The following is a 24,916-nucleotide window of genomic DNA, read 5'->3' as shown; positions in this document are numbered from 1 at the left end:
CTGACAATCATCATAAGTTGCCAGCCATTTGTTAAAGATTTGGCTATTATACAGGAATGACTGACAAGAGTGGAACAGTTACAGCACATTGACAAGGGAATTCTTATGATTTTTTCATTCGTTGTTGTAAAGCTTCTGCTTTTTCTGGAGCGTATTTTTGTAACTGTGTTAAAGCCTGATTTAACTTTTGTTGATCTTGGGCGAGATAGGCACAAATAGCGATATTTTCGTAAGTATCGGCAAAATGATAATAGGCTTTACTTGCAAGCGCTTTGTCGAAAAGTTGAAAGGCAGGGGTAAATTGGCGTTGGCTACACAAATAGGTTGCATAATTATTTAAAACATCACCATTATCTGGAACTAGTTGAAGTGCTTTCTGATAATAATATTCGGCTTGTTGGTTTTGTGCCGTATGTTGATAAAAATAGGCTAAACCAAGATAAGGTAAATAATCGTTTGGTGTGTGTTGTAATGCTTTATCCAAATTGGCTTTGGCTAATGCAATATTACCTTGCGCTAAATAGGCTAAACCTAGTTCTACTCGGGTCTTTGCAGCAGCATTATTGCCACTGTTTTTTGTTTGTGGTGAATGAGAGCTACAAGCAAAAAGAGTAAAAAGTGAGAAAAATAGCAGGATAAATTTGATTAAAGATACGGTTTTCGACATATTTTCCTCACTTAATTGATTTTAAGATTGATTAATTGCAATAGCCTTCCCAAAAGCACGTTTCTGAGCCGTACGTTTAGTGCGATCAATCACATCACCAGCTAATTGCCCACAAGCAGCATCAATATCATCACCACGTGTTTTGCGGACAATGACAGTAAAACCATATTCCATTAATGTTTTTTGGAAACGGTCTATTCTTGAATTAGAACTTTTGTTGTAAGGTGCTTCTGGGAACGGATTCCATGGAATAAGGTTAATCTTGCAAGGTGTATTTTTTAATACTTTTGCTAATTGATGTGCGTGCTCAATTTCGTCATTTACATGATCTAACATCACATATTCAATCGTGACTTTGCCATGATTTGCATTAGAAATTTTTAAATAACGATTCACAGAATCGATTAACATTTGGATATTATATTTTTTATTTAAAGGTACGATTTCATCACGTAACTCATCATTTGGGGCGTGTAATGAAATAGCCAATGCAACATCAATCATCTCACCTAATTTATCCAACGCAGGTACAACACCAGATGTAGATAGGGTTACTCGACGTTTCGATAAACCATAACCGAAATCATCAAGCATAATTTCCATTGCCGGAACAACATTACTTACATTAAGTAATGGTTCTCCCATTCCCATCATCACCACATTGGTAATTGGACGTACTTTAGTTTCACCAAAAGAACCAAGCACTTTAGACGCACGCCAAACTTGCCCAATAATTTCTGATACAGTGAGGTTACGGTTAAAACCTTGTTGTGCTGTGGAACAGAAAGTACAGGCTAATGCACAACCAACTTGTGATGAAACACAAAGTGTTGCTCGATCAGCTTCTGGAATATAAACACTTTCAATTTGTTGATCACCAACTTGCATTGCCCATTTGATTGTGCCATCACTAGAACGTTGTTCTACGGCAATTTCAGGTGCTTTAATTTCTGCAACTTGTTTTAATTTTTCCCGTAACACTTTGTTAATGTTGGTCATATTATCGAAATTATCTTCACCATAGTGATAGATCCATTTCATAATTTGATCTGCGCGGAATGGCTTTTCGCCTAATGTTGCTAAGAAATTACGCATATCCTGACGAGTCAGGTTAAGTAAGTTGGTTTTTTCAGTCATTGACATAAATAAATCGCCTCGTTATTACACATTGTGGCTAGGTGTGCTTAAGTGTAGTGGTTACAAAAAGCACGAATTTTACTGATTTGTTGCGCGTTATGCTAGTAAATTTATTCGTTTATTTTGATATTTTGCGATGGTTTTGCGAATAAGATCGAAAAAATAAAAAATAGTAAATTTAATAGAGAAGAAAAAAGCCGCTAATAGCGGCTTTTCTAGGATTATTTTAAATTATTTTGCTAGGTGTTCTTCATAACGTTGGGCAACGAAATCCCAGTTTACAACATTCCAGAATTCTTTAATGTAATCTGGACGACGGTTTTGGAATTTTAAGTAATAAGCGTGTTCCCAAACATCAAGACCAACAAGTGGGAAACCTTCACAACCAGCAACTTCTTTACCCATTAATGGATTATCTTGGTTAGCAGTTGAAACAACAGCTAATTTACCATCTTTCACGATTAACCATGCCCAACCAGAACCGAAACGAGTTGCAGCTGCTTTTTCAAATTCTGCTTTAAATGCATCAACAGAACCGAAATCACGTTCGATAGCTTCTTTTAATTTACCTTGTAAAGTAGTGTCTTTTTTCAATGATTTCCAGAAAAGAGAGTGGTTGAAGTGACCACCTGCATTGTTACGTAATTCAGTAAATTTTTCTGCTGGTACTTTATCTAAGTTAGAAGATAGTTGACCTGGGCACATATCTTGTAATTCTTGAGATAAACCTTCTAATGCTGCATTTGCATTGTTAACGTATGCTTGGTGATGTTTGCTATGGTGGATTTCCATAGTTAATGCATCAAAATGTGGTTCTAAAGCGTCATAAGCGTAACCTAACTCAGGTAATTTAAAAGCCATAATTTCATCCTCTTTTGTTAAATAATGTTAATAAACGGTGTCATATAAGTATGAAAACGGCAAAAATTTTAACAAAATTTTTGAAAGAAAACATCTTTATTTTTGATAACAAAAACTTATACATCCAAAATATGTTCTTTAAGGTATTGATATATCTCACGATATGCTTTTGGGGTAGTGTTGTTTTCTTTTTCTTTTAAAGCGTTGCGAATTAAAGCACGCAATTTTTGGCGTTCCAGTGTTGGATAATCTTGTAATAATTCGCTAATTGTTTCATCACCATTAGTTAATAAAGCCTCACGATACGCTTCAATTCTATGTAATAAAATTTGTTGCTGATTATGTTTATTTTCAATTTTATCTAATGCTGCCTGAATAGGTTCAACATCACGTTGACGTAATAATTTACCTATATATTGAATTTGACGACGATAACTTTCACGTGACAGGCGTCTAGCTAACATAATCGCATCTGATAATTGATCATCTAATGGAAGTTGAGCTAAAGCATTTTCTGGAAGATCAACAATTTTTTGTCCTAGCTGTTTTAACATTTCTGCATCACGTTTAATTTCACTTTTACTGACCCAGATGATCTCCTCTTCATCTTCTTCTTGCCACTCTAATTCTTTGTTTTTATGTCTCATAACAGTTTCCTATATCGTAATAACATGAAATATGGTCGCACATTCTAGCAGAAGATCCGCTATTTTTTATATAATCCTTTCCTATTGGTTAAATGTGCGAAAGAGAGATGTAATATGACACAACAGAACAAACGTAATTTTATTGACCAGCAACAACAATTATGTGATGCAGTTGAATATGCTTTATCACTAGCTGAAAAAGCAGGGGCAACGGCAGAAGTAGGAATGACCAAAGTAACTGGTTTAAGCGTTTCTACTCGATTAAAAGAAATTGAAAATTTAGAATTTAATAATGATGGTGCATTGGGGATTTCTGTTTATGTTGGAAGTAAAAAGGGGAATGCCTCGACCTCCGATTTAAGTTCAGAAGCGATTAAACGAACTGTCGAATCAGCGTTGTCGATTGCAAAATATACATCAGAAGATCCTTGTACCGGCTTAGCGCCGAAAGAATTAATGGAGTTTAATCCACCCGATTTACAACTCTATCACCCTGCGGATATTTCTGTTGATCAAGCTGTGGAACTTGCATTAACTGCAGAAACTGCAGCATTAGATTATGATAAAAGAATTGTGAATAGTGATGGTGCTAGTTTTAATTCCAGTGAAGGAATCCGAGTATATGGTAATACCCATGGTGTATTGAATAGCTATTTATCGTCACGTTATTCTCTTTCATGTAGTGTGATTGCTGAGCAAGAACAGGCTTTAGAACGTGATTATGAATATACGATTTCAAGAAAGTTTACTGATTTACAGTCAGCGACTTGGGTTGGAAAAACGTGTGCAGAAAAGGTAATTGCACGCTTAAAGCCACAAAAATTAAGTACGCTACAAGTCCCAGTGATTTTTTTAAATGATGTAGCAACAGGGATTATAGGTCATCTTGCTTCAGCAATTAGTGGTGGTGCGCTTTACCGTAAATCATCATTTTTATTAGATCAATTAGGGCAACAAATTTTACCTGCTTGGTTCCAAATTAGTGAACGTCCTCATTTATTGGCTCAATTAGCTTCTACACCGTTTGATAGTGAAGGGGTAAAAACTCGTGATCAAGAGATTATTATTGATGGAGTGTTACAAACTTATCTTTTGACGTCATATAGTGCAAAAAAATTAGGGATGCAAACAACAGGACATGCGGGTGGTATCCATAATTGGTTGGTGAAACCAAATCATACAGGTGGTTTATCCGCTTTATTAAAACAGATGGGAACAGGGTTGTTAGTGACTGAATTAATGGGGCAAGGCGTAAATTTAGTGACCGGCGATTACTCTCGCGGTGCAGCAGGTTTCTGGGTAGAAAATGGTGAGATTCAATACCCAGTAGCAGAAATTACGATTGCGGGTAGCTTGCCAACGATGTTTCAACAAATTGTAGCGGTGGGCGATGATGTTGAACAACGTTCTAATATCCGTACTGGCTCTATCTTAATTGAGAGTATGAAAGTATCAGGAGAATAAATTTTTATAAATGAGAATAATTCTTATTGACATAAAGAAATAATCTGCTACTATTCAACACAGGTCGGCATATGAGTGAGTGTGCAGTCCGAGTAGTAGTAGAGTAGAAAGTAAATTTGCAGTAATAGATAGGGCGAGGAAGGGATTCCTCGCCTTTTCTTTTTTTCTAAAAAAATCGATAAACTGATTGAAAATTTTTAATAAAGAGGTAAATTCTTAGACCTTTTACTAATCAAACAATAAATTTATTAAGATCTAAGGATAAAAAATATGCAAACGTTACAAAAAATAAGCGCCTTTGCAGGCAAAACATTTTCAATCTGGGTATTGCTTTTCGGATTCCTAGCCTTTGAGTTTCCAAGTTATTTTGCTGGATTTGTTGGGTATGTACCATATTTATTAGGTATTGTGATGTTCGGGATGGGAATTACACTAAAGGTACAAGATTTTAGTGAAATTATCAGACATCCTAAAGCTGTATTTATTGGGGTTATTGCTCAATTTATCGTGATGCCAGGAATTGCTTATGCATTAGCAAAAGGGTTTAATTTGCCACCGGATTTAGCCGTAGGCGTCATTTTGGTGGGTGCTTGTCCAGGCGGAACTTCATCAAACGTCATGACCTATCTAGCGAAAGGAAATACTGCATTATCGGTTGCTTGTACTTCTGTTTCTACGTTACTTGCACCATTTTTAACACCGGCCGTCTTCTATTTATTGGCAAGTCAATGGTTAGATATTGATGCATATGCGATGTTTATTTCTGTATTAAAAATTGTCTTATTCCCTGTATTCTTAGGGGTTGTAGCAAGAGCACTCTTAACTAAACAAATGGTACAATTAGGAACCTGTACGCCATTAGTATCGGTAATTGCAATCGTATTAATTTTAGCGGCAGTGGTTGCGGTAAGTAAGGATAAAATTATCGAATCTGGGTTATTTATTTTTATTGTTGTTGTATTACATAATGGCTTGGGATATTTATTCGGTTTTTTAGTAGCAAAATTATTTAAATTAAATTTAGCGGATAGCAAAGCAATTGCGATTGAAGTTGGGATGCAAAATTCTGGCTTAGGTGCAGCGCTAGCGACAGCTTATTTTAATCCGATTGCAGCGGTACCAAGTGCAGTATTTAGTTTTTGGCATAATATTTCAGGACCAATTATTGCAACATTCTTTGCTTCTATGGATAGTAAAGAGAAGTTACAAAAATAGAAAAACACTGCAATTCAGTAAAAAAAAGCATAGAATAAGCGACATTATTTTATCGCTTATTCCATTAACAAGAAGAAAGGAACAATATGAATCAAGATTTTTTAGATTTTGAATTACCGATTGCCGAACTTGAGGCAAAAATTGACTCGCTGCGAGCGGTATCTGACCAAGATGATAAAATCAATCTTGACGAAGAAATTGAACGATTAAAGAAAAAAAGTGAAGAGCTAACTAAAAAAACGTTTGCAGATTTGACTGCATGGCAAGTATCACAAATGGCTCGTCATCCACAGCGCCCATATACTCTTGATTATATTCAACATATTTTTACTGAATTTGAGGAGCTTGCTGGCGACCGTGCGTTTGCTGATGATAAAGCGATTATTGGTGGTATCGCGCGTTTAGATGATCGTCCGGTGATGGTAATTGGTCATCAAAAAGGGCGTTCTGTTAAAGAGAAAGTAATGCGTAATTTTGGTATGCCAGCGCCAGAAGGTTATCGTAAAGCGTTACGTTTAATGCAAATGGCAGAACGTTTTAAGATGCCAATTATTACTTTTATTGATACACCAGGAGCATATCCGGGCGTTGGTGCGGAAGAGCGTGGACAATCAGAAGCGATCGCACGTAATTTACGTGAAATGTCCACATTACAAGTACCAATTATTTGTACTGTGATTGGTGAAGGCGGTTCTGGTGGCGCATTAGCTATTGGTGTGGGCGATAAAGTGAATATGTTGCAATACAGTACTTATTCAGTCATTTCACCAGAAGGGTGCGCATCTATTTTGTGGAAGAAAGCAGATAAAGCTTCTACTGCAGCAGAAGTGATGGGGCTAACAGCCGATCGTCTAAAAAAATTATCATTAATTGATAGTATTATTGAAGAACCGTTAGGTGGTGCACATCGCAATGTTGAACAGATGGCAGAGAATTTAAAAACACAAATTAAAACAGATCTAGAAGAATTAGCACTATTAGGACAAGAAGAACTTTTAGATCGCCGTTATCAAAGATTGATGAGTTACGGTTATTGCTAATTAAGGAAATGTGATGAAGAACGTTTTATCAATACAATCTCATGTTGTATATGGTTATGCGGGTAATAAAGCAGCGGTATTACCGATGCAATTACTCGGAGTTGATGCATGGGCGTTAAATACCGTGCAATTTTCTAATCATACTCAATATCAACGTTGGAAAGGAATGGTAATTCCTAAAGAACAAATTGCAGAAATTACGCAAGGTATTGCAGACATTGGAGCCTTATCTGAATGTGATGCTGTGTTATCAGGTTATATAGGAGCAGCAGAACAAGGGCAAGAAATTTTAAATACGGTGAATGCTGTAAAAGAAGTAAATCCAAATGCAATTTATTTTTGTGATCCAGTAATGGGGCATCCAGATAAAGGCTGTATTGTAGCACCAGGTGTTGCCGAGTTTTTAGTAAGAGATGCAATGAGCCAAGCAGATATTATTGCACCAAACTTAGTGGAGTTGCGCGAATTAAGTGGATTAACTGTTGAGAATTTTTCGCAAGCACTAACTGCGATTGAAGCAATTCTAGCGAAAGGTCCGAAGAAAGTCTTAGTAAAACATTTAAGCCGAGTAGGGCAAGATCCAAGCAAATTTGAGATGGTATTAGCGACTCAACAAGGTATGTGGCACGTTAGTCGTCCTTTGCATGAATTTGTTGGTCGTGATCCGGTTGGTGTGGGTGATATGACAAGTGCTATTTTCTTAGCGAATTTACTAAATGGTAAAACAGATATTGAAGCATTTGAACATACTGCTAATGCCGTGAATGATGTGATGACAGTGACTAAAGAGTCGCAAAAATATGAGTTACAGATCATTGCTGCACGGAATTATATTGTGAATCCAATTAGTCAATATCACGCGGTGAAAATTGCTTAATGATGAATCTATTGATCAGTGAATTAAGTAAACAAATTGAAGAAAACGCCTTGCAGGACAAGGCGTTTTTAATTGGTTTTAGTGGTGGTGTAGATTCAACAGCGTTATTGCATCTCTTTGTGCAATTACAAAAATGTTATCATTTCCTGTTACGTGCGATTCATATTCACCATGGCTTAAGTCAAAATGCTGATCAATGGTTATCTCATTGCCAACAAGTTTGTAGTCAATTAGGCGTTCCTTTTCTGGCTCAGAAAGTTCAGCTGGTTACAGCAACAAATATTGAAGCAGAAGCTCGAATTGCCCGTTATCAGGCAATTCGAGAGATATTGCAGCCTAATGAAATCCTGGTTACCGCACATCATTTAGATGATCAATGTGAAACCTTTTTTTTGGCATTAAAGCGAGGCAGTGGGGTAAAAGGTTTGGCAGCGATGCCAGTAAGATCACAGCTATTTAGCGTTCCTGTTTTTCGACCATTACTAACTATTACACGTTCGCAATTAGAGCAATATATTACTGAACAGCAATTAGTCACTATTTTTGATGAAAGTAACGATGATGTGCGCTATGAACGAAATTTTTTACGCCGAGATGTATTGCCCTTATTAAAACAACGTTGGCAACATTTTGATCGAGCAGTTGCACGTTCTGCTCAATTATGCGCAGAACAAGAGCAGTTGTTACAAGAATTATTAACCCCGATTTTTTTGACCCATCTGGCAGCAGATAACAGTTTTAATTTAGATAACTTTGCGACTTATTCTATGATTAAACAGCGACAATTATTGCGCTTTTGGTTTGCACATTTACAGCAACCGATGCCAAGCCAGAAACAGATGGAAACCTTATTAAATGAAGTGGTTTTAGCACAAGTAGATCGCCAGCCAGAATTGCAATTAAATAATTGTATGGTACGGCGTTTTCAGCAACATTTATACTTGACGCCGATATATCAAGATCTGCGATCTTGTATTTTACCGATAACTCCAGGCGAAATGATTTTATTGCCAGATGAATTAGGTGAACTACATTGCCGTCAAACCGGACAAATGTTGGTATTTGAGTGGCAACAACATCAATTACAGATTCCTTTACCGCAGCAAGGGCAACAGATAACAATCCGTTTTCATTATTCTAAGAAAGTGAAAATTGCAGCCAATCAGCCCCACAAAGATATTAAAAAAGTATGGCAAAATTTGCAGATACCTGTTTGGCAACGCACACGAATTCCGTTCGTTTTTGTGGATGAATGCTGTTGTGGGGCAATCGGCTATTTTGTGAATTATGCAGAATAATAGAGATTATTCTGCATCAGATAAGCTTTTAACAATCGGGTTCAATAGCGGTTGGTTATCAAAATAAGCCTGATCACGGAAAACTAAACGCTGTTCAACAAACCAATTAATCACTTGTGGATAGTAGCGTTGTTCATAAAACTTCACTCGTGCGGATAAACTTTCTTCTGTATCATCAGCGAGAATGGGTAATTTAAATTGAAACACTAATTGCCCACCGTCCATTTCTTCATTTACAAAATGTACGCTAAACCCGTGTTCGGTATCGTGATTTTCTAAGGTACGCTGATAGGTGTGTAGCCCTGGATATTTAGGTAATAGTGAAGGGTGAGTATTGAGAATTTTTCCTGCAAATCGTTGGGTAAATTCTGCTGTGAGAATTTTCATATAACCAGCCAATACAATCAGATCAACCTGATACTGTTCTAATAGATCACCAATAGCTTTATCCATCTGCTGATTATCGGCAAAGTTCTTGCGTAAAAACGTATGGGTAGGAATATTGGCGTTTTTAGCTCGTTGTAAGCCATAAATATTCGCTTTATTACTGATAACAGTAACAATTTCTGCATTTAACTCACCAACGTTACAAGCGTTGATAATTGCTTGTAACGTTTGACCTTCACCTGAAATAAGAACTGCAATTTTTTTCTTCATTAGCGAATAATAACTTGTTTGGTTTCTTGAGGTTCAAGGTGTTCAATTTGACCGATAACCCATGCTTTTTCGCCTGTTTGTGCTAATAAGGCTAATGCGGTTTCTACATCTTCTTGTGGTAAGGCAATTACCATACCAACACCACAGTTAAAGGTGCGATACATTTCGTAGGTATCCACATTACCATTTTCTTGTAACCAACGGAAAACAGATGGCCATTGCCAACTATTTTCATTAATGACCGCACGCACATGATCAGGTAAGACACGAGGAATATTCTCCCAGAAACCGCCACCGGTTAAATGTGCGATAGCATGAACATCAACATGTTTAATCAGTGAGAGAATGGATTTCACATAAATTTTAGTTGGAGCAAGTAGATGATCAGCTAATGGTTTACCATCAAGAAGTATTTCTGCTGGAGAAACACCTGCTAATTCGATAATTTTACGAATTAATGAGTAACCATTAGAGTGTGGGCCAGATGAACCTAAGGCAATTAATGCATCACCAACACGAACTGCACTGCCATCAATAATTTCATTTTTTTCAACTACACCAACACAGAAACCGGCTAAGTCATAATCATTAGCGTGGTACATTCCAGGCATTTCTGCAGTTTCACCACCAATTAAGGCACAATTAGATTGCTCACAACCATCAGCAATTCCTTTAATCACATCACTTGCAACATCAACTTCTAACTTGCCTGTTGCATAATAATCTAAGAAGAAAAGCGGTTCTGCACCTTGTACGATTAAGTCATTAACACACATAGCCACTAAGTCAATGCCGATAGTGTCATGCTTATGTAGGTCAATAGCTAAACGAAGTTTTGTACCAACACCATCAGTACCTGATACCAGAATAGGCTCTTTATATTTGGCTGGAATAGCACATAATGCACCAAACCCACCAAGTCCGCCAATTACTTCAGCACGGCGAGTACGTTTTACATGGGGTTTAATTCGATCAACTAATTCATTACCTGCATTAATGTCAACGCCAGCATCTTTATAACTTAATGTTTGTTTGTCCACATTTGCTCCTTAGCGGGTTTCACAATGATTATCGGGCGCAGATTGTACACGATTACGCAATCGTTTGCGATATGAAACAAGGATAAATACCAGAAATATTTTGTTTTAGATTAGGTTATCAACAGATTTTTGGTAGAGAGGCTAGCTATTTAATGGTGGGTAGTTTAAAATCACCCGATTTTTTTAAATTTAGAGGACAACAAAATGAAAATCGTTGAAGTAAAACATCCGCTTGTAAAACATAAACTTGGTTTAATGAGAGCGGCTGATGTAAGTACGAAACATTTCCGTGAATTGGCGACTGAAGTAGGTAGTCTATTAACTTATGAAGCAACGGCTGATCTTGAAACTGAAGTGGTAACGATTGAAGGTTGGTGTGGACCAGTTCAAGTAGAACGCATTAAAGGTAAAAAAGTCACTGTTGTGCCAATTTTACGTGCTGGTTTAGGGATGATGGAAGGTGTATTAGAACATATTCCGAGCGCAAGAATTAGTGTAGTTGGGATGTATCGTAATGAAGAAACGTTAGAACCTGTTCCTTATTTCCAAAAACTTGCACCAGATATGGAAGAACGTTTAGCGATTATTGTTGATCCGATGTTAGCAACAGGTGGTTCAATGATTGCTACAATCGATCTTTTGAAAAAAGCACAATGTCCAAGAATTAAAGTATTAGTATTAGTTGCTGCACCAGAAGGGATTAAAGCATTACAGAATGCCCATCCAGATGTAGAACTTTATACTGCATCAGTTGATGATCACTTAAATGAAAATGGTTATATCATTCCAGGCTTAGGTGATGCAGGAGATAAGATATTTGGTACTAAGTAAGGATCGAATATCTTTTTTTTAGTTAATTTATCCAGAGAGGTGAAACTAGTTTTATGGGTTCAGAAACTCAACCAATCGTTGTAGAAAGTAAAGTTAAACAAGCCTTTGTTGGCTTACAAATGTTATTTGTGGCATTTGGGGCATTAGTGCTAGTGCCATTAATAACTGGGTTAGATAGTAATACGGCATTATTGACAGCTGGGGTAGGTACATTGTTGTTCCAGTTGTGTACTAAACGTCAAGTGCCGATTTTTCTTGCTTCTTCTTTTGCGTTTATTGCACCAATTCAATATGGTATTGCTACTTGGGGATTACCGATTACGATGGGTGGTCTTGTCTGTGCAGGCCTAGTTTATGTAGCATTAAGTGCATTAGTCAAAATTAAAGGTGTTGAGGCTTTACAACGAGTATTTCCACCGATTGTTGTTGGCCCAGTGATCATTATTATTGGGATGGGATTAGCCCCAGTCGCTGTTGATATGGCGTTAGGAAAAAATAGTAATTATAGCTATGATCAAGCGATTATCGTATCAATGATTACATTATTAACGACATTAGGTGTAGCAGTATTTGCAAAAGGAATTATGAAATTAATTCCAATTATGTTTGGTATTGCGGCAGGGTATATTGTTTGTGCCTTTATGGGATTAATTAATCTACAACCTGTCTATGATGCGCCTTGGTTTAGCTTACCAACAATTACAACCCCAGAGTTTAAACTCGAAGCTATCCTATATTTATTACCTATTGCGATAGCACCAGCAGTAGAACACGTTGGTGGTATTATGGCGATCAGTTCAGTAACCGGAAAAGACTTTTTACAGAAACCAGGGTTACATCGTACATTATTAGGGGATGGGATTGCGACTTCTGTTGCCTCTTTTTTAGGTGGCCCACCAAATACTACTTATGCAGAAGTAACAGGTGCTGTGATGCTTACCCGCAATTTTAATCCAACAATTATGACTTGGGCTGCTGTATGGGCGATTGCTATTTCGTTCTGTGGTAAGATTGGGGCATTTCTTTCAACGATTCCAACCATTGTTATGGGCGGTATTATGATGTTGGTATTTGGTTCTATTGCTGTAGTAGGAATGAGTACCCTAATCCGTGGCAAAGTAGATGTAACGGAATCACGTAATCTCTGCATTATTTCTGTGGTAATGACTTTTGGAATTGGTGGTATGTTTGTGAATTTTGGCGAAGTTTCTTTGAAAGGAATTAGCCTTTGTGCCATCGTTGCAATTTTATTGAATTTGGTGTTACCAAAAGAACAAAAAGCAGAAAAATAATTGAATTAACCCGAAAACATCAGTTTGAAAACTTGCTCAAGCTGATGTTTTTCTTTATTCTTATAATCACTTTTTTCTTTGCTCATTAGGTAGTTTTTTGCAGCATCAATATACTTTACCCATTCATGAATTTGACCCTGAGACCTTTGATAATTTTGATGCAGAGAATAATCAGGTGTTATGTAATTCGCTATTTGATAATTTTAGCAAGTTGCAGCAACCATTTTTCTATTTATGGGGAACAAAAAGTAGCGGTAAAACGCATATTCTAAAAGCCGCAAATAATCTATTCTTGCAGCAAGAAAGAGCCTCTATCTATATTCCACTGACAAAAACAAATTATTTCTCACCAGAAATTTTAGAATCCTTAGAAGAGTTAGATCTGGTCTGTTTAGATGATCTTGATGCGATTGCTGGGAATGATGAATGGGAAGTGGCAATTTTTGATCTCTTTAATCGGATTAAAGAGCGTGGTCAAACATTATTGTTGATGAGTGCTAATGAACCAGCTCAACAATTAGCGATTAACTTACCTGATTTACGTTCTCGTCTAACTTGGGGGGAAACCTATCAATTAGCGGAATTATCGGACGAGAAAAAAGCGTTTGTGTTGCAGCAAGCGGCGCGTAAAAGAGGATTAGAATTGCCCGATGAAGTCGCTAAATTTTTATTAAGCCGCTTAGATCGTGATTTAAAGTATCTGTTTTCAATTTTAGATAAATTAGATAAAGCCTCTTTGCAAGCGCAACGCAAATTAACCATTCCGTTTGTCAAAGAGCAGCTTCATCTATAATGGATTGCGGATTAAGCTAATTGGCTATGTAATTGACCAATTTTCACTCCAAGTAAGCCGAGCGAAACGGCATCTAGTGATTCCCCTAAAAATTTAAATAAAGTTTCTAACTCAGTGAACTCTTGAGTAAATTCGATACGATCTTCTACTTTACGTGTAAATTGATAATGAAAGGTTTGTTCGTTATAAATTGCATCTAATTGGATAGAAACTGTTTCAAATAAATGGTTTCTTGCGCCTTCTTCACCGGGATCGCTTTGACGAATGACCCAACTATTTTGATAGAGTGGATAAGTTTTATTTTCTGTTGTGTTGCTCATTATTTATTTCCTTGATATAGCTAGTGAAAAGGTGCGCATAGTATAGATTTACTCTTTATTCAAGTAAATAACTTGCTTATAATCTATCATCGCTTTATGTAAGGAGATCAACTATGTTTGCTGTATTTAAAGAGTGGTATAAACGTCGCCTTAGTGATCCAGAAGCGGCTGGATTATTTAGTTTATTATTAATTGTTTGTGTTGTTTTTTACTTTTTTAGTGATCTCTTTACACCACTTCTGATTGCGTTGGTATTAGCTTATTTATTAGAACTACCAATTCAATATCTCTCAGAAAAATTCAAGTTTCCTCATCTTTTAGCACTTATTTTAGTGCTGGGGGGCTTTATTGCGGCAGTCTTTTTTATCTTTTTAGTGATGATTCCAACGTTGTGGAATCAGACCATTAACTTATTAAAAGATCTCCCAACGATGAGTAATCGGCTGCATGAATGGGTGTTGTCATTACCAGAGAATTATCCAGAATATGTCGATTATGCAATGATTGATACGATTTTTAATAGTGTGCGTGAAAAAATTTTAGGGGTAGGGGAATCCGCATTACGTTATTCACTGGTTTCAATTGTAAGTGTTGTTACGATTGGTATTTATGCTTTTTTAGTTCCATTGATGGTCTTTTTCTTAATTAAAGATAAAGATTATTTAATTGCTGGGGTGACACGTTTTTTGCCGCAAAATCGTCAGTTAGTAAATCAAGTTTGGGCTGAAATGAAGCAACAAATTGCAAATTATATTCGAGGTAAAGTTGCAGAAATCATCGTGATGACGGTAGTCAGCTATATTACTTTCCTATTATTTGGGCTTAATTATTCGCTCTTGCTTGCAGTAGCGATTGGGTTATCAGTATTAGTGCCTTATGTGGGAGCGGTATTGGTGACTATTCCATTGGCTTTAGTTGCCTTGTTCCAATTTGGTTGGTCAGCAACATTTGGGTACCTTATGTTGGTTTACACGATCACACAACTTTTAGATGGTAATTTATTAGTGCCATTACTCTTTTCTGAAGCCGTAAATTTACACCCATTAGTTATTATTGTTTCAGTTATCTTTTTTGGTGGATTATGGGGATTTTGGGGTGTATTTTTTGCAATACCATTAGCAACATTAGTGAAGGCGATTATTACTGCATTGCCGCCACTCAATGTCACTAATGCTGATTAACGTAACGAAAGTTTACGGCGTAGGCCTCGTAGGATTAAAAACAGCCAAGGCCATAAGATACCGCTTAAGATAGCGCCAGCAAACTCCTGAGAGTTAAAGGTGGCGCTATGTAAGAAAAGTTCTAACAAAAAGATAGCAATACGAATAAGAAAAACACAAAGAATCACTAATAGGCTTTGTTGCCATAAAGAGAGATTGCGTAAAATCATAGAATTTACTGCTATCAAATAAGCAAAAATAGAAAGAATGAGTGTATGAATACCAAGGATTGAACCAAGCACCAAATCCCATACTAAACCGGTTAAAAAAGCCACGCCAATATTAATACGTCCCGGAATAGCCATTACCCAGTAAAGTAAGACTAATACCAACCATGCAGGGCGATAGCCTGAGAAATCAGCAGGCCAAGGCATAATTTCAAATACTAAAGCAATTACAAAAGTAACTGCGAGCATTAGCCATTGAAATAGAATATTTGCTCTCATAACTATTCTTCTTCAACCTTTTCTTTTGTTGGTAATGGTTTTTCTAATTTATCTGCTGGTAAATCATTATTTTCTTCTGCTGGAGGTACAGCCTGTTGTGAAGATAAACGCTGTTTCACGACTTCTTTAATTTGCGCCGGTGAATTACTGTTTAAACGTTTCATATCTTCATTAGTTGGCCACAGTAATAGTAAATAGCGAAGGCGCTCGAGTGAAGCCAACGGTTTTGCAATTACTGTAGCAAAATAGTTATTTCCTTCTCGTGAAACAGATTCCACAATAGCAACTGGGTAGCCTTCAGGAAAACGGCGGCCTAGACCTGATGTAACTAACAGATCGCCTTTTTCAATATCGGCAGAACGAGAAACGTTATCTAAGACTAATTCATCAGGACGGCCTGTTCCACTAGCAATCACACGGATATCTGAGCGTAATACTTGCAATGGAATAGAATTAGTAACATCAGAAATTAATAAAACCCGACTGGTGTTATGGCCTACGGAGATAATTTGTCCAACAACGCCTTTTTCATCAATTACTGGCTGTCCAACATAAGCACCATCTTTTTCGCCTTGATTAATAACGACTTGTTGGCGATAAGGATCTGTTTCTGCAGTTAAAACTTCCGCAATTTTTTTGAATTCATCATGGCGTAAGGGTGAATTGAGTAACAGACGTAAGCGCTGATTTTCAACTTTGAGCTGATCCAAAAGTAATAGATCAGCATTTTTTTCTAATAATTGATCCTTAAGGACTTTATTTTCAATTTGTAAGGTACTGGTATCGACCAAATTATCAGAAACACCATCTAGCACAGAACGAGGTGTATTCGCCAAATAATAAATCCAACTCACAGTGGTTTCTAATACACTGCGAATTTGTAATAAATTACGTGTTTGACCATCGGAAAACATTAAGATTACCGATAAGATAACAGCAAAAATAAGCCTAACACCGAGAGATGGGGATTTTGTAAAAATTGGTTTCATACCATGCAAACTTACAAAATAAAGCAGCTTGATTGACAAGCTGCTTTAGTAGGTCTAATTGTTAAAATTATTCGTCACTAAAAATATCGCCGCCAAGCATATCAATCATTTCTAATGCTTCACCACCACCACGCGCAACACAAGTCAATGGATCATCGGCAACGATAACCGGTACACCTGATTCTCTAGAAAGTAAGATATCAATATTTTTCATTAATGCACCGCCACCAGTTAATACCATACCGCGTTCAAAAATATCGGCAGCAAGCTCAGGTGGGCATTGTTCAAGCGCAGTACGTACTGCACGTACAATTCCATCTAATGGTTGTTGAATGGCTTCAAGAACATCACGGGTATTTAAAGTAAATGTTCTTGGCGCACCTTCAGCAAGGTTATGACCATGGACTTCCATTTCTAAGATTTCATCACCTTCTTCAATATAGGCACTAGCTAATTCTTTTTTGATTCTTTCTGCGGTAGTTTCACCAATAGATGAACCAAAAGTACGGCGTACATAAGCAATAATTGCTTCATCAAAGCGGTCACCACCGATACGAACAGAAGAAGAATAAACTACCCCGTTTAATGAGATAACCGCAACTTCAGTTGTACCACCACCAATATCAATTACCATAGAACCAGTTGCTTCAGAAACAGGTAATTTAGCACCGATTGCTGCTGCCATTGGTTCTTCGATTAAATGTACTTCACGTGCACCAGCACCGTAAGCAGATTCTTTGATTGCACGGCGTTCTACTTGAGTTGCACCTGCTGGGACACACACTAACACACGAGGACTTGGACGCATAAAATTGTTGCGATGAACTTGTTTGATGAAATATTGCAACATTTTTTCAGTAACAAAGAAGTCGGCAATTACCCCATCTTTCATAGGACGAATTGCACTAATACTTTTTGGAGTTCTACCTAACATTAATTTTGCTTCACGACCAACAGCAGCAATACTTTTTAGTGAGCCAACACGATCTTGGCGGATGGCAACTACTGAAGGCTCATCAAGAACGATGCCTTGGCCTTTAACATAAATAAGAGTATTTGCTGTTCCTAAATCAATAGAAAGGTCATTAGAAAATAAACCACGAATTTTTTTAAACATAATCTTCCGCTTAATTGAGTAATAAATGGGTTGTTTTACAGTGAAAAAATTGGGTGTAAATGTATCAAAAAATCGCTGTTTTTGATAGGGCAGAATGGGATTTTTTTTTGCAAAAAAATAAATATCAAACCAGAGAAAATCCTATATCGGTAAGTAATCAGATTGTAGATAAATCTAAATTTAGTTATGAATCTCAAAAAGTGTTTGTTGGGTTCCCTCTCACACTTGCCCGAATGCAAATAAGATTTTTAGGCAAAAAAAGTGATCATTTTTCGAATGTAGTGAGAAAAATTTCTGTTTTTTGCCGCCCGGAAAATCTTATTGGAATGAGGATTAGCAAGTGTGCGAGGGCGTATTTTCTTTTGCTTCGTTTTCTTTGTACGAGCAAAGAAAATGAAGTCGCCCTTTAGGGCGAAACCTAAATGTTAATTAGAACAAAGATATCAAATAGACTTTGTTATTAAACTGGAATAAAGGGAGAAATTCTCTCCCTTTATTAAGATTAAGGAACTTAGTGAGTAGTTGATTGTTCAGCGTTTTCTTCAAATACCGGTAACGGTTTATGCTGACTTGCAACTAAAGTATAAATCACTGGCAACACAAATAATGTAAACAGTGTGCCAATAGCAAGGCCAGAAACAATCACAATACCGATACTAAAGCGTGATACAGCACCTGCACCGCTTGCATAGAGTAATGGAATCAAACCTGCAATCATAGCAGCGGTAGTCATCAAAATTGGACGTAACCGTACTTTTGCTGCATAGCTAATCGCTTCAATACGATTTTTACCAAAATTAAGCTGCTGTTCTTTAGCTACTTCACACATCAAAATACCATGTTTAGTAATCAAACCAACCAAGGTTATCAGACCAACTTCTGAATAGATGTTGAGTGTGCTTCCAGCTACGCCTAAGAAAGAAAGTAAATTTAACGTTAATAATGCACCACTAATCGCCAATGGAACCGAGATCATAATAACGAGTGGATCTCGCATTGATTCAAATTGGATTGAAAGTACTAAGAAAATAATCAATACAGCTAACACAAAGGTAACTGCGAGAGCATTTCCTTCTTGTACAAATTGACGAGCCTCACCTTTAAAGTCATAGTTATAGTTTGTAGGTAACAGAGAAGCACCTTCATTTTGGAACCATTCTACTGCATCACCCACAGAACTTGTTGGCATAGGAATTGCACTAATTACCGCAGAACTTAATTGGTTAAAGCGACTAAGTGAAAGCGGTTCAGTATTCACTTCCATTTTAATTAAATTGCCTAAAGGTACTGAATCACCATTTGCAGCAGTAACAAAGTAATTATTTAAATCTTCTGGATTTAAACGATCTGCACGAGGCACTTCAGAAATCACTTTATAAGAACGTCCATCAATCCCAACGCGGGTAATAGTCCCACCTGCAAGATAACTACCTAGCAGAGAGCTAATTTGTTGCATACTAATGCCATAAGTACCGGCTTTTTCTTTGTCGATAGTAATGTGCATTTGTGGTGTATCAAATTTTAAATCAAGACTGTTATAAATGAACTTACCTGATTTTCTTGCTGCTTGTAATACATTATCTGCAATTAAAGCGAGTTTATGGATATCATCCGCAGAAGTAATTACAAAACTCACCGGTGGTCCTTGTTCACCAGTTTCAATTTCTGGGAATGAGAAACCATTTACACTAATCTCTGGGATCGCTTTTGCACGTTGGTTAATTTCATTCGCAATCTCAGTTTGGCTGCGATCACGATTACTCCAATTCACTAAGCTTGCAATCGCAATCGAACGATTTGAACTTGGTACCCCAGAAATCACCATTGAGAATTCAACTTCAGGAATATCAGATAGAATTTTTTCATACTGCTTCGTTGAAGTTTGCACATAATCTAAATTGGCATTAGAAGGTGCGGTCCCCATTGCTAAAATTGCCCCTTTATCTTCTGTCGGTGTTAATTCACTCGAAAGGTTACTCATTAGCACTGGTAAACTTGCAAAAATTAATACCGCAAAAAAGATTACCAACTTACGACTGTTTAGCATTAATGCCAACATACGTTGATAGAGATCTGTTACTCGAGTTAAGGTTCTTTCAACACGTTCTTCTAATGCAGTTGGGTTGGTATGTGCTTTTAAAATATTACCGCACATCATTGGTGATAATGTTAAAGCGATAATTCCAGAAATAAATACTGCACCAGCAAGAGTTAATGCAAACTCTTTAAATAGCGTTCCTGTAATTCCACCCATTAATGCCATCGGTGAATATACAGCACATAACGCGATTGTCATTGAAATAACTGGTGTAGCAATTTCACGTGTTCCGATAATGGCTGCTCGGAATGGCGTTTCACCCTCTTTGATATGGCGGTCAACGTTTTCCAAAACAACAATCGCATCATCTACCACCAACCCGATAGCGAGAATCAGGGCTAACAACGTCATCAGGTTAATCGAGAAGTCAAACAGTTGTAATAACATAATTACCCCAATCAAGGAGATTGGAATAGTAACAACTGGAATGATCATTGCTCGTAATGATCCTAAGAACATTGTAATAACCACTAATACGATCACTGTCGCTTCTAAAATAGTTTGCACCACTTCATGAATCGAGTCATTGATAGCAATAGTTTTATCGTAGAGAACACGAGTGTCGATACTGTTTGGCAAACTTTTCTTAATTGAGTCATACAATGGATAAATATTTTTTACCACTGTTAGTGGGTTGGCATCAGAGGCTGGTTCAATACTTAATACAACAGCATTTTCACCATTTGCTGCAGCACGGGCATCATCGCTTTCTTTGTCTAAATCAACTTTAGCAACATCACCCAATTTAACAACATTGCCATCTTTAGCAAACAATACAAGATTACGTAGTTCATCAGCTGATTTAGTGGTGGTTTCTACTTTGTTTTTATAAGTGACATAATAACTGTTTGCACTTCCTGCAGCAGTTTGTACATTATTTTTCGACAAAGCGCCCATTACATCAGTGGATGAAAGCCCTAAAGCAGCCATTTTTTCAGGTTGTAGCCAAATACGTAATGCGTAAGAAGCACCACCAAATACTTCTACTTTAGCTACGCCTGAAACCGTAAAGAATTGCGGTTTAACGACTCGTTGAATATAGTCAGTTACCTGGCTAGAGTTGAGTTCTTTAGAGGTAAAACCAATATACATAATCCCTGAACCACCTGTAGAAGAGGTGATAGTCGGGTCTTCAATATCAGATGGAAGTTGAGAACGTACAGAGTTCACTTTTGCTAATACATCAGCCAAAGCACCATTTGGATCAGCATTCAATTTCATTTTCACGGTAATACGTGAAGAACCTTGAGCACTTGATGATGACATATAGTCGATATTATCTGCTTGAGCTACTGCTTCTTCAATTTTTGAGGTAACAAAAGCTTCAACCAATTCCGCATCTGCACCCGGATAAGTGGTTGTAATATTAATCACGGTAGTGACTAATTTTGGATATTCCCGCACAGATAATTTCGAAATTGCCTGTAAGCCGAGGATAACGATTAACAAGCTAATCGAAATTGCCAGCACTGGACGTTTTATAAACAAATCAGTAAATTTCATCTTTTTCCTTCATTTAATGCTTAAAGATTACTTTTATTTTCTGGTTCAGTTGCCCCAATAATTGGTTTATCAACAACTTTTACATAACTACCGCCAGAAACATTTTGTAAACCGCCAGTGATGATAAAGGTTCCAGCTTTAAGAGCCTCATTGTGAGCAAGTTGTGCATATACACTACGACGATCTTTAGTTTGCACAGTAATTTGTTGTGCTTTATACACGTTATCTAAAGGTTGATCTCCCAATTTTGCTTTGTCTTCATCAGTTAAAGGAACAAGGATATAAGCTGTTTCGCCATACATATTGTAACTAATTGCAACTTGTGGAACGACGATTTGATTAGATTCAGTTTTACGTTCAACACGGATATGTACGAACATCCCTGAAAGGAGTTTGCTATTTCCTTCAAACGTTGCTTCAACTTCGACTAAACCGGTTGATTTATTAATTGCTGGTTCAATGGCTGTGACTTCAGCATTAAAGGTTTCATCAGGATAGACATCTGTGGTGGCTTTTACTTGTTGTTGTAGATGTAATTGACTGAGTTGATCTTGGGAAATCCCAAAATTCACTTTCATTTTACTACGATCTTCAACACGTACGATTTCAGTACCAGCAGTAACATATTCACCGACATTGACTTTCACGATCCCAGCTTCACCATCAAACGGCGCAATAATTTGACGACGTGCAATAGTTGCTTTGAGTGCATTAATCGTAGCAACTAAATTTTCATATTCTGCTTTAGCATTATCTAACTCTGTTTTTGATACACTATTTGTTTTTGCTAAAGAGAGATAACGTTGGTAAGTTAATTTTGCTGCAGGGAGTTTAGCTTCTGAAGCAACAAGATTTGCTTTTTCAACAGAATTATCTAATTCAACTAAGACCTGACCTTTTTTCACTTTTTGACCAGATTGAATATTGACACTTTGAATGGTACCTGTTGATTGTGCACTCAACATTGCGCCTTGATTAGGACGAATGAGGGCAGTACTGTTTAATACTGGAATCCAATCCTGAGGTTCAATTTTCACAGCGGTCACAGGAGTGATATTGGGCGGCATATTTGCCAAGAATTCATTAGTTTTTACTTTTTTAAGAATATTTAAACCAATGACAACGGCAAAGATTAAGATTACAATTAATAAAACGACTTTGACTATAAAGCGCTTTGAACGACTAGGCTTGGTAGCCTGAATTTCAGTCATTTAAGTTTCTCCGTATAAAATAATAAATTATTAGGCAAGTGGTAAAATCGCATTCCAGCTATGTTGAATCACTTTTTCTAACATCTCAGGATCCGTTTTGATATGTAAATGCAGATCCTTCTCAACCATCTTAAAAGCACTTTCCAAGCTTAAACTGAATAAGACTTCTTTTGGTAGGTTGGCTAATTGACCAGATTGTTGGCCTTGGCGTACAAATTTAAACCAAGCGTCTTCTTCTGGGTTATGACACTCTCTTGTCATTTCATAAAAATCAGGTAACGCTTTGTATTGATTGACGTTCAGAATAATTTGAGGGTTATTATGGAGAAAATGCCAAATATTCCACCACATCTGACGATATTGTTCAAAGAGAGGCATATCAGGATTTACTCCGCGATCAATACATTCTTGTACTTGCTGAAAAATATTGAATGCTAAGCGACGCAATAATTCTTCTTTACTTTTGAAATAGATGTAGATTGTACCGGCAGCAATTCCAGCTTCTTTTGCAATTTTTTGCATAGAAAGTTGGTGAATACCATATTGAGCAATTAATTTTTCAGTAGAATGAAAAATTTGCTGAAGCATTTCATTTTCTGCTGTCATCTGCTTTATTTTCTCCTCCTATTGGCTATGAATGAACGTTCGTTCATTTTATTTTTTTTGTGATCAAAGTCAAGGTTTTATTCGAGGAAAACAGCTTGTCAGTTCAGGTATGCAAGTAGATAAAAGCAATAAAAAATAGTGTAAATAGAATAAAAAAATCCCACACTTTTATTGCTAAAAGTGTGGGTAAACATCAAGGTAGGAGGAAGTTAAATTTTATCCATTGGTTCAAAATTACGTTGAGGTTCGCCAGTATAAATTTGACGAGGACGAACAATTTTGAAGTTGCCTTGATTATACATTTCTTTCCAGTGAGCAATCCAACCTACGGTACGGCCTAAAGCAAACATTACAGTAAACATTGAAGTTGGGATACCGATTGCTTTTAAGATAATACCTGAGTAGAAGTCCACATTTGGATAGAGATTTTTCTCAATGAAGTATGGGTCATTTAACGCAATACGTTCTAATTCCATTGCCACATCGAATAATGGATTATCAATCTTCAACTCTTGTAATACTTCGTGACAGGTTTGACGCATTACTTTGGCACGTGGGTCATAGTTTTTATATACACGGTGACCGAATCCCATGAGACGGAATGGATCATTTTTATCTTTAGCACGTGCAATAAATTCAGGGATACGATCCACAGTACCAATTTCTTCTAACATATTGATACAAGCTTCATTTGCACCACCATGAGCTGGTCCCCAAAGTGAAGCAATCCCTGCAGCGATACAAGCGAATGGATTGGCACCAGAAGAAGCCGCAGTACGCACAGTTGAAGTAGAAGCATTTTGTTCATGGTCAGCATGAAGAATAAAGATACGATCCATCGCTCTTTCTAATACAGGATTAACGACATAAGGTTCGCATGGTGTTGCAAACATCATATATAAGAAGTTACCTGCATAAGAGAGGTGGTTTTGTGGGAACATAAATGGCTGACCGATAGAATATTTATAACACATCGCCGCCAGGGTTGGCATTTTAGCCAATAAACGAATTGCGGTTAATTCTCTGTGTCTTACATCACGAACATCAATAGAATCATGATAAAATGCTGCCAATGCTCCACTAACACCACACATTACTGCCATTGGGTGAGAGTCACGACGGAAACCGTGGAAGAAACGGCTAAGTTGTTCATGAACGAGAGTATGTTTTTTAACTAATTGAGTAAATTCTTTATGTTGTTCTGGGGTAGGGCGTTCGCCGAAAAGAAGTAAATAAGCAACCTCTAAATAATCTGCATTTTCTGCGAGTTGGTCAATTGGATAACCGCGGTGTAATAAAATTCCTTGATCGCCATCGATATAAGTAATAGATGATTTACAAGTGGCGGTGGACATTAGTCCTGGGTCAAAAGTGAAAAGTTTTTGTGAGGTTAAGGATTGGACATCAACTGCATCATAGCCTAATGTTGCTTTATGTACTGGTAAGTCATATTCACGTCCATCACCAAGCGTTAATTTTGCGGTAAGTTCTTCTGACATATTAATCCTCCTTCTATTGTCATTTTTAGAAATAAGTCAGTATGATATTGTGAGTTGATTTACATATATGTTAATAACTTGTTATGCA

24 protein-coding genes are annotated in these 24,916 nt (G+C 37.0%); 10 read left to right on the top strand and 14 right to left on the bottom strand.

Annotated elements, in window-relative coordinates; translation table 11 throughout:
* Window positions 1–103: 103 nt before the first annotated feature.
* From pilW to yjgA, 4 genes are all read right to left on the bottom strand, one after another.
* A complete protein-coding gene (gene pilW, locus QV06_RS07100) occupies window positions 104–667 on the bottom strand; it encodes a type IV pilus biogenesis/stability protein PilW (RefSeq protein ID WP_065237533.1) in 564 nt (187 codons plus the stop codon).
* A 21-nt stretch (window positions 668–688) separates the two neighbouring features.
* On the bottom strand, window positions 689–1,804 hold the full coding sequence (locus QV06_RS07095; protein WP_065234387.1) for a bifunctional tRNA (adenosine(37)-C2)-methyltransferase TrmG/ribosomal RNA large subunit methyltransferase RlmN: 1,116 nt from the start codon (window positions 1,802–1,804) through the stop codon (window positions 689–691).
* 231 nt (window positions 1,805–2,035) lie between these two features.
* A complete protein-coding gene (sodA, locus tag QV06_RS07090; protein WP_065237532.1) occupies window positions 2,036–2,665 on the bottom strand; it encodes a superoxide dismutase [Mn] in 630 nt (209 codons plus the stop codon).
* A 116-nt stretch (window positions 2,666–2,781) separates the two neighbouring features.
* On the bottom strand, window positions 2,782–3,312 hold the full coding sequence (gene yjgA, locus QV06_RS07085; RefSeq protein ID WP_065234903.1) for a ribosome biogenesis factor YjgA: 531 nt from the start codon (window positions 3,310–3,312) through the stop codon (window positions 2,782–2,784).
* 114 nt (window positions 3,313–3,426) lie between these two features.
* On the opposite strand from yjgA, the gene pmbA reads away from it, so the two are divergent.
* From pmbA to tilS, 5 genes are all read left to right on the top strand, one after another.
* Window positions 3,427–4,776, top strand: a complete 1,350-nt coding sequence (pmbA, locus tag QV06_RS07080; protein ID WP_065237531.1) for a metalloprotease PmbA — start codon at window positions 3,427–3,429, stop codon at window positions 4,774–4,776.
* A gap of 270 nt (window positions 4,777–5,046) precedes the next feature.
* Window positions 5,047–5,991: a bile acid:sodium symporter family protein gene (locus QV06_RS07075; RefSeq protein WP_065234901.1), complete on the top strand. Its 945-nt coding sequence runs from the start codon at window positions 5,047–5,049 to the stop codon at window positions 5,989–5,991.
* A gap of 86 nt (window positions 5,992–6,077) precedes the next feature.
* Entirely contained in the window at window positions 6,078–7,031 is a 954-nt protein-coding gene (gene accA, locus QV06_RS07070; protein ID WP_065237530.1) for an acetyl-CoA carboxylase carboxyl transferase subunit alpha, read from the top strand.
* A gap of 13 nt (window positions 7,032–7,044) precedes the next feature.
* Entirely contained in the window at window positions 7,045–7,908 is an 864-nt protein-coding gene (gene pdxY / locus QV06_RS07065) for a pyridoxal kinase PdxY (RefSeq protein WP_065237529.1), read from the top strand.
* The gene (gene tilS / locus QV06_RS07060) at window positions 7,908–9,206 is read left to right on the top strand and encodes a tRNA lysidine(34) synthetase TilS (protein WP_156542014.1); all 1,299 of its coding nucleotides are present in this window, start codon (window positions 7,908–7,910) and stop codon (window positions 9,204–9,206) included. The genes pdxY and tilS overlap by 1 nt, the downstream gene beginning before the upstream one ends.
* A 6-nt stretch (window positions 9,207–9,212) precedes the next feature.
* On the opposite strand, the gene purN is transcribed toward tilS, so the two are convergent.
* Entirely contained in the window at window positions 9,213–9,863 is a 651-nt protein-coding gene (gene purN / locus QV06_RS07055; protein WP_065237528.1) for a phosphoribosylglycinamide formyltransferase, read from the bottom strand.
* Window positions 9,863–10,903, bottom strand: coding sequence for a phosphoribosylformylglycinamidine cyclo-ligase (gene purM / locus QV06_RS07050; protein ID WP_065237527.1), 1,041 nt, complete (start codon window positions 10,901–10,903; stop codon window positions 9,863–9,865). The genes purN and purM overlap by 1 nt, the downstream gene beginning before the upstream one ends.
* Before the next feature lie 204 nt (window positions 10,904–11,107).
* Between purM and upp the strand changes: the two genes are divergently transcribed.
* From upp to hda, 3 genes are all read left to right on the top strand, one after another.
* Window positions 11,108–11,734 (top strand): uracil phosphoribosyltransferase, encoded by a 627-nt coding sequence (gene upp, locus QV06_RS07045; RefSeq protein ID WP_065237526.1) that lies wholly within the window; start codon window positions 11,108–11,110, stop codon window positions 11,732–11,734.
* 53 nt (window positions 11,735–11,787) lie between these two features.
* Window positions 11,788–13,026, top strand: coding sequence for a nucleobase:cation symporter-2 family protein (locus QV06_RS07040; RefSeq protein WP_065237525.1), 1,239 nt, complete (start codon window positions 11,788–11,790; stop codon window positions 13,024–13,026).
* Window positions 13,027–13,123: 97 nt separating this feature from the next.
* Window positions 13,124–13,819 (top strand): DnaA inactivator Hda, encoded by a 696-nt coding sequence (hda, locus tag QV06_RS07035; protein WP_065237524.1) that lies wholly within the window; start codon window positions 13,124–13,126, stop codon window positions 13,817–13,819.
* A gap of 11 nt (window positions 13,820–13,830) precedes the next feature.
* On the opposite strand, the gene QV06_RS07030 is transcribed toward hda, so the two are convergent.
* On the bottom strand, window positions 13,831–14,139 hold the full coding sequence (locus QV06_RS07030) for a DUF5377 family protein (protein WP_065237523.1): 309 nt from the start codon (window positions 14,137–14,139) through the stop codon (window positions 13,831–13,833).
* A 113-nt stretch (window positions 14,140–14,252) separates the two neighbouring features.
* Between QV06_RS07030 and QV06_RS07025 the strand changes: the two genes are divergently transcribed.
* Window positions 14,253–15,320: an AI-2E family transporter gene (locus QV06_RS07025; RefSeq protein WP_065237522.1), complete on the top strand. Its 1,068-nt coding sequence runs from the start codon at window positions 14,253–14,255 to the stop codon at window positions 15,318–15,320.
* Here QV06_RS07025 and mreD read toward each other — a convergent pair.
* From mreD to QV06_RS07010, 3 genes are all read right to left on the bottom strand, one after another.
* Window positions 15,317–15,805, bottom strand: a complete 489-nt coding sequence (gene mreD, locus QV06_RS07020; protein WP_065237521.1) for a rod shape-determining protein MreD — start codon at window positions 15,803–15,805, stop codon at window positions 15,317–15,319. The two genes, QV06_RS07025 and mreD, sit on opposite strands and share 4 nt — an antisense overlap.
* A 2-nt stretch (window positions 15,806–15,807) precedes the next feature.
* Window positions 15,808–16,794 (bottom strand): rod shape-determining protein MreC, encoded by a 987-nt coding sequence (gene mreC, locus QV06_RS07015; RefSeq protein WP_065237520.1) that lies wholly within the window; start codon window positions 16,792–16,794, stop codon window positions 15,808–15,810.
* Window positions 16,795–16,861: 67 nt separating this feature from the next.
* A complete protein-coding gene (locus tag QV06_RS07010; protein WP_156536746.1) occupies window positions 16,862–17,914 on the bottom strand; it encodes a rod shape-determining protein in 1,053 nt (350 codons plus the stop codon).
* Window positions 17,915–17,970: 56 nt separating this feature from the next.
* On the opposite strand from QV06_RS07010, the gene QV06_RS07005 reads away from it, so the two are divergent.
* Window positions 17,971–18,321 (top strand): hypothetical protein, encoded by a 351-nt coding sequence (locus tag QV06_RS07005; RefSeq protein ID WP_065237519.1) that lies wholly within the window; start codon window positions 17,971–17,973, stop codon window positions 18,319–18,321.
* Window positions 18,322–18,422: 101 nt separating this feature from the next.
* Here the strand turns inward: QV06_RS07005 and QV06_RS07000 are convergent, their stop codons facing one another.
* The 4 genes from QV06_RS07000 to QV06_RS06985 all read right to left on the bottom strand — a co-directional run bounded on the left by QV06_RS07000 (window position 18,423) and on the right by QV06_RS06985 (window position 24,828).
* On the bottom strand, window positions 18,423–21,512 hold the full coding sequence (locus tag QV06_RS07000) for an efflux RND transporter permease subunit (RefSeq protein ID WP_065237518.1): 3,090 nt from the start codon (window positions 21,510–21,512) through the stop codon (window positions 18,423–18,425).
* A gap of 20 nt (window positions 21,513–21,532) precedes the next feature.
* Window positions 21,533–22,723, bottom strand: a complete 1,191-nt coding sequence (locus tag QV06_RS06995) for an efflux RND transporter periplasmic adaptor subunit (protein ID WP_065237517.1) — start codon at window positions 22,721–22,723, stop codon at window positions 21,533–21,535.
* 30 nt (window positions 22,724–22,753) lie between these two features.
* Window positions 22,754–23,329 carry a TetR/AcrR family transcriptional regulator gene (locus QV06_RS06990; RefSeq protein WP_065237516.1) on the bottom strand — a complete coding sequence of 192 codons (576 nt, stop codon included), beginning with the start codon at window positions 23,327–23,329 and terminating at the stop codon, window positions 22,754–22,756.
* A 209-nt stretch (window positions 23,330–23,538) separates the two neighbouring features.
* The gene (locus tag QV06_RS06985; protein ID WP_065237515.1) at window positions 23,539–24,828 is read right to left on the bottom strand and encodes a citrate synthase; all 1,290 of its coding nucleotides are present in this window, start codon (window positions 24,826–24,828) and stop codon (window positions 23,539–23,541) included.
* Between the last annotated feature and the right edge of the window lie 88 nt (window positions 24,829–24,916).

It is taken from the genome of Gallibacterium genomosp. 3 (assembly GCF_001678475.1).
Classification (GTDB): domain Bacteria; phylum Pseudomonadota; class Gammaproteobacteria; order Enterobacterales; family Pasteurellaceae; genus Gallibacterium; species Gallibacterium faecale.
The sequence above is the reverse complement of the archived record's forward strand: the minus strand, read 5'-3'. Positions and strand labels throughout refer to the sequence as shown.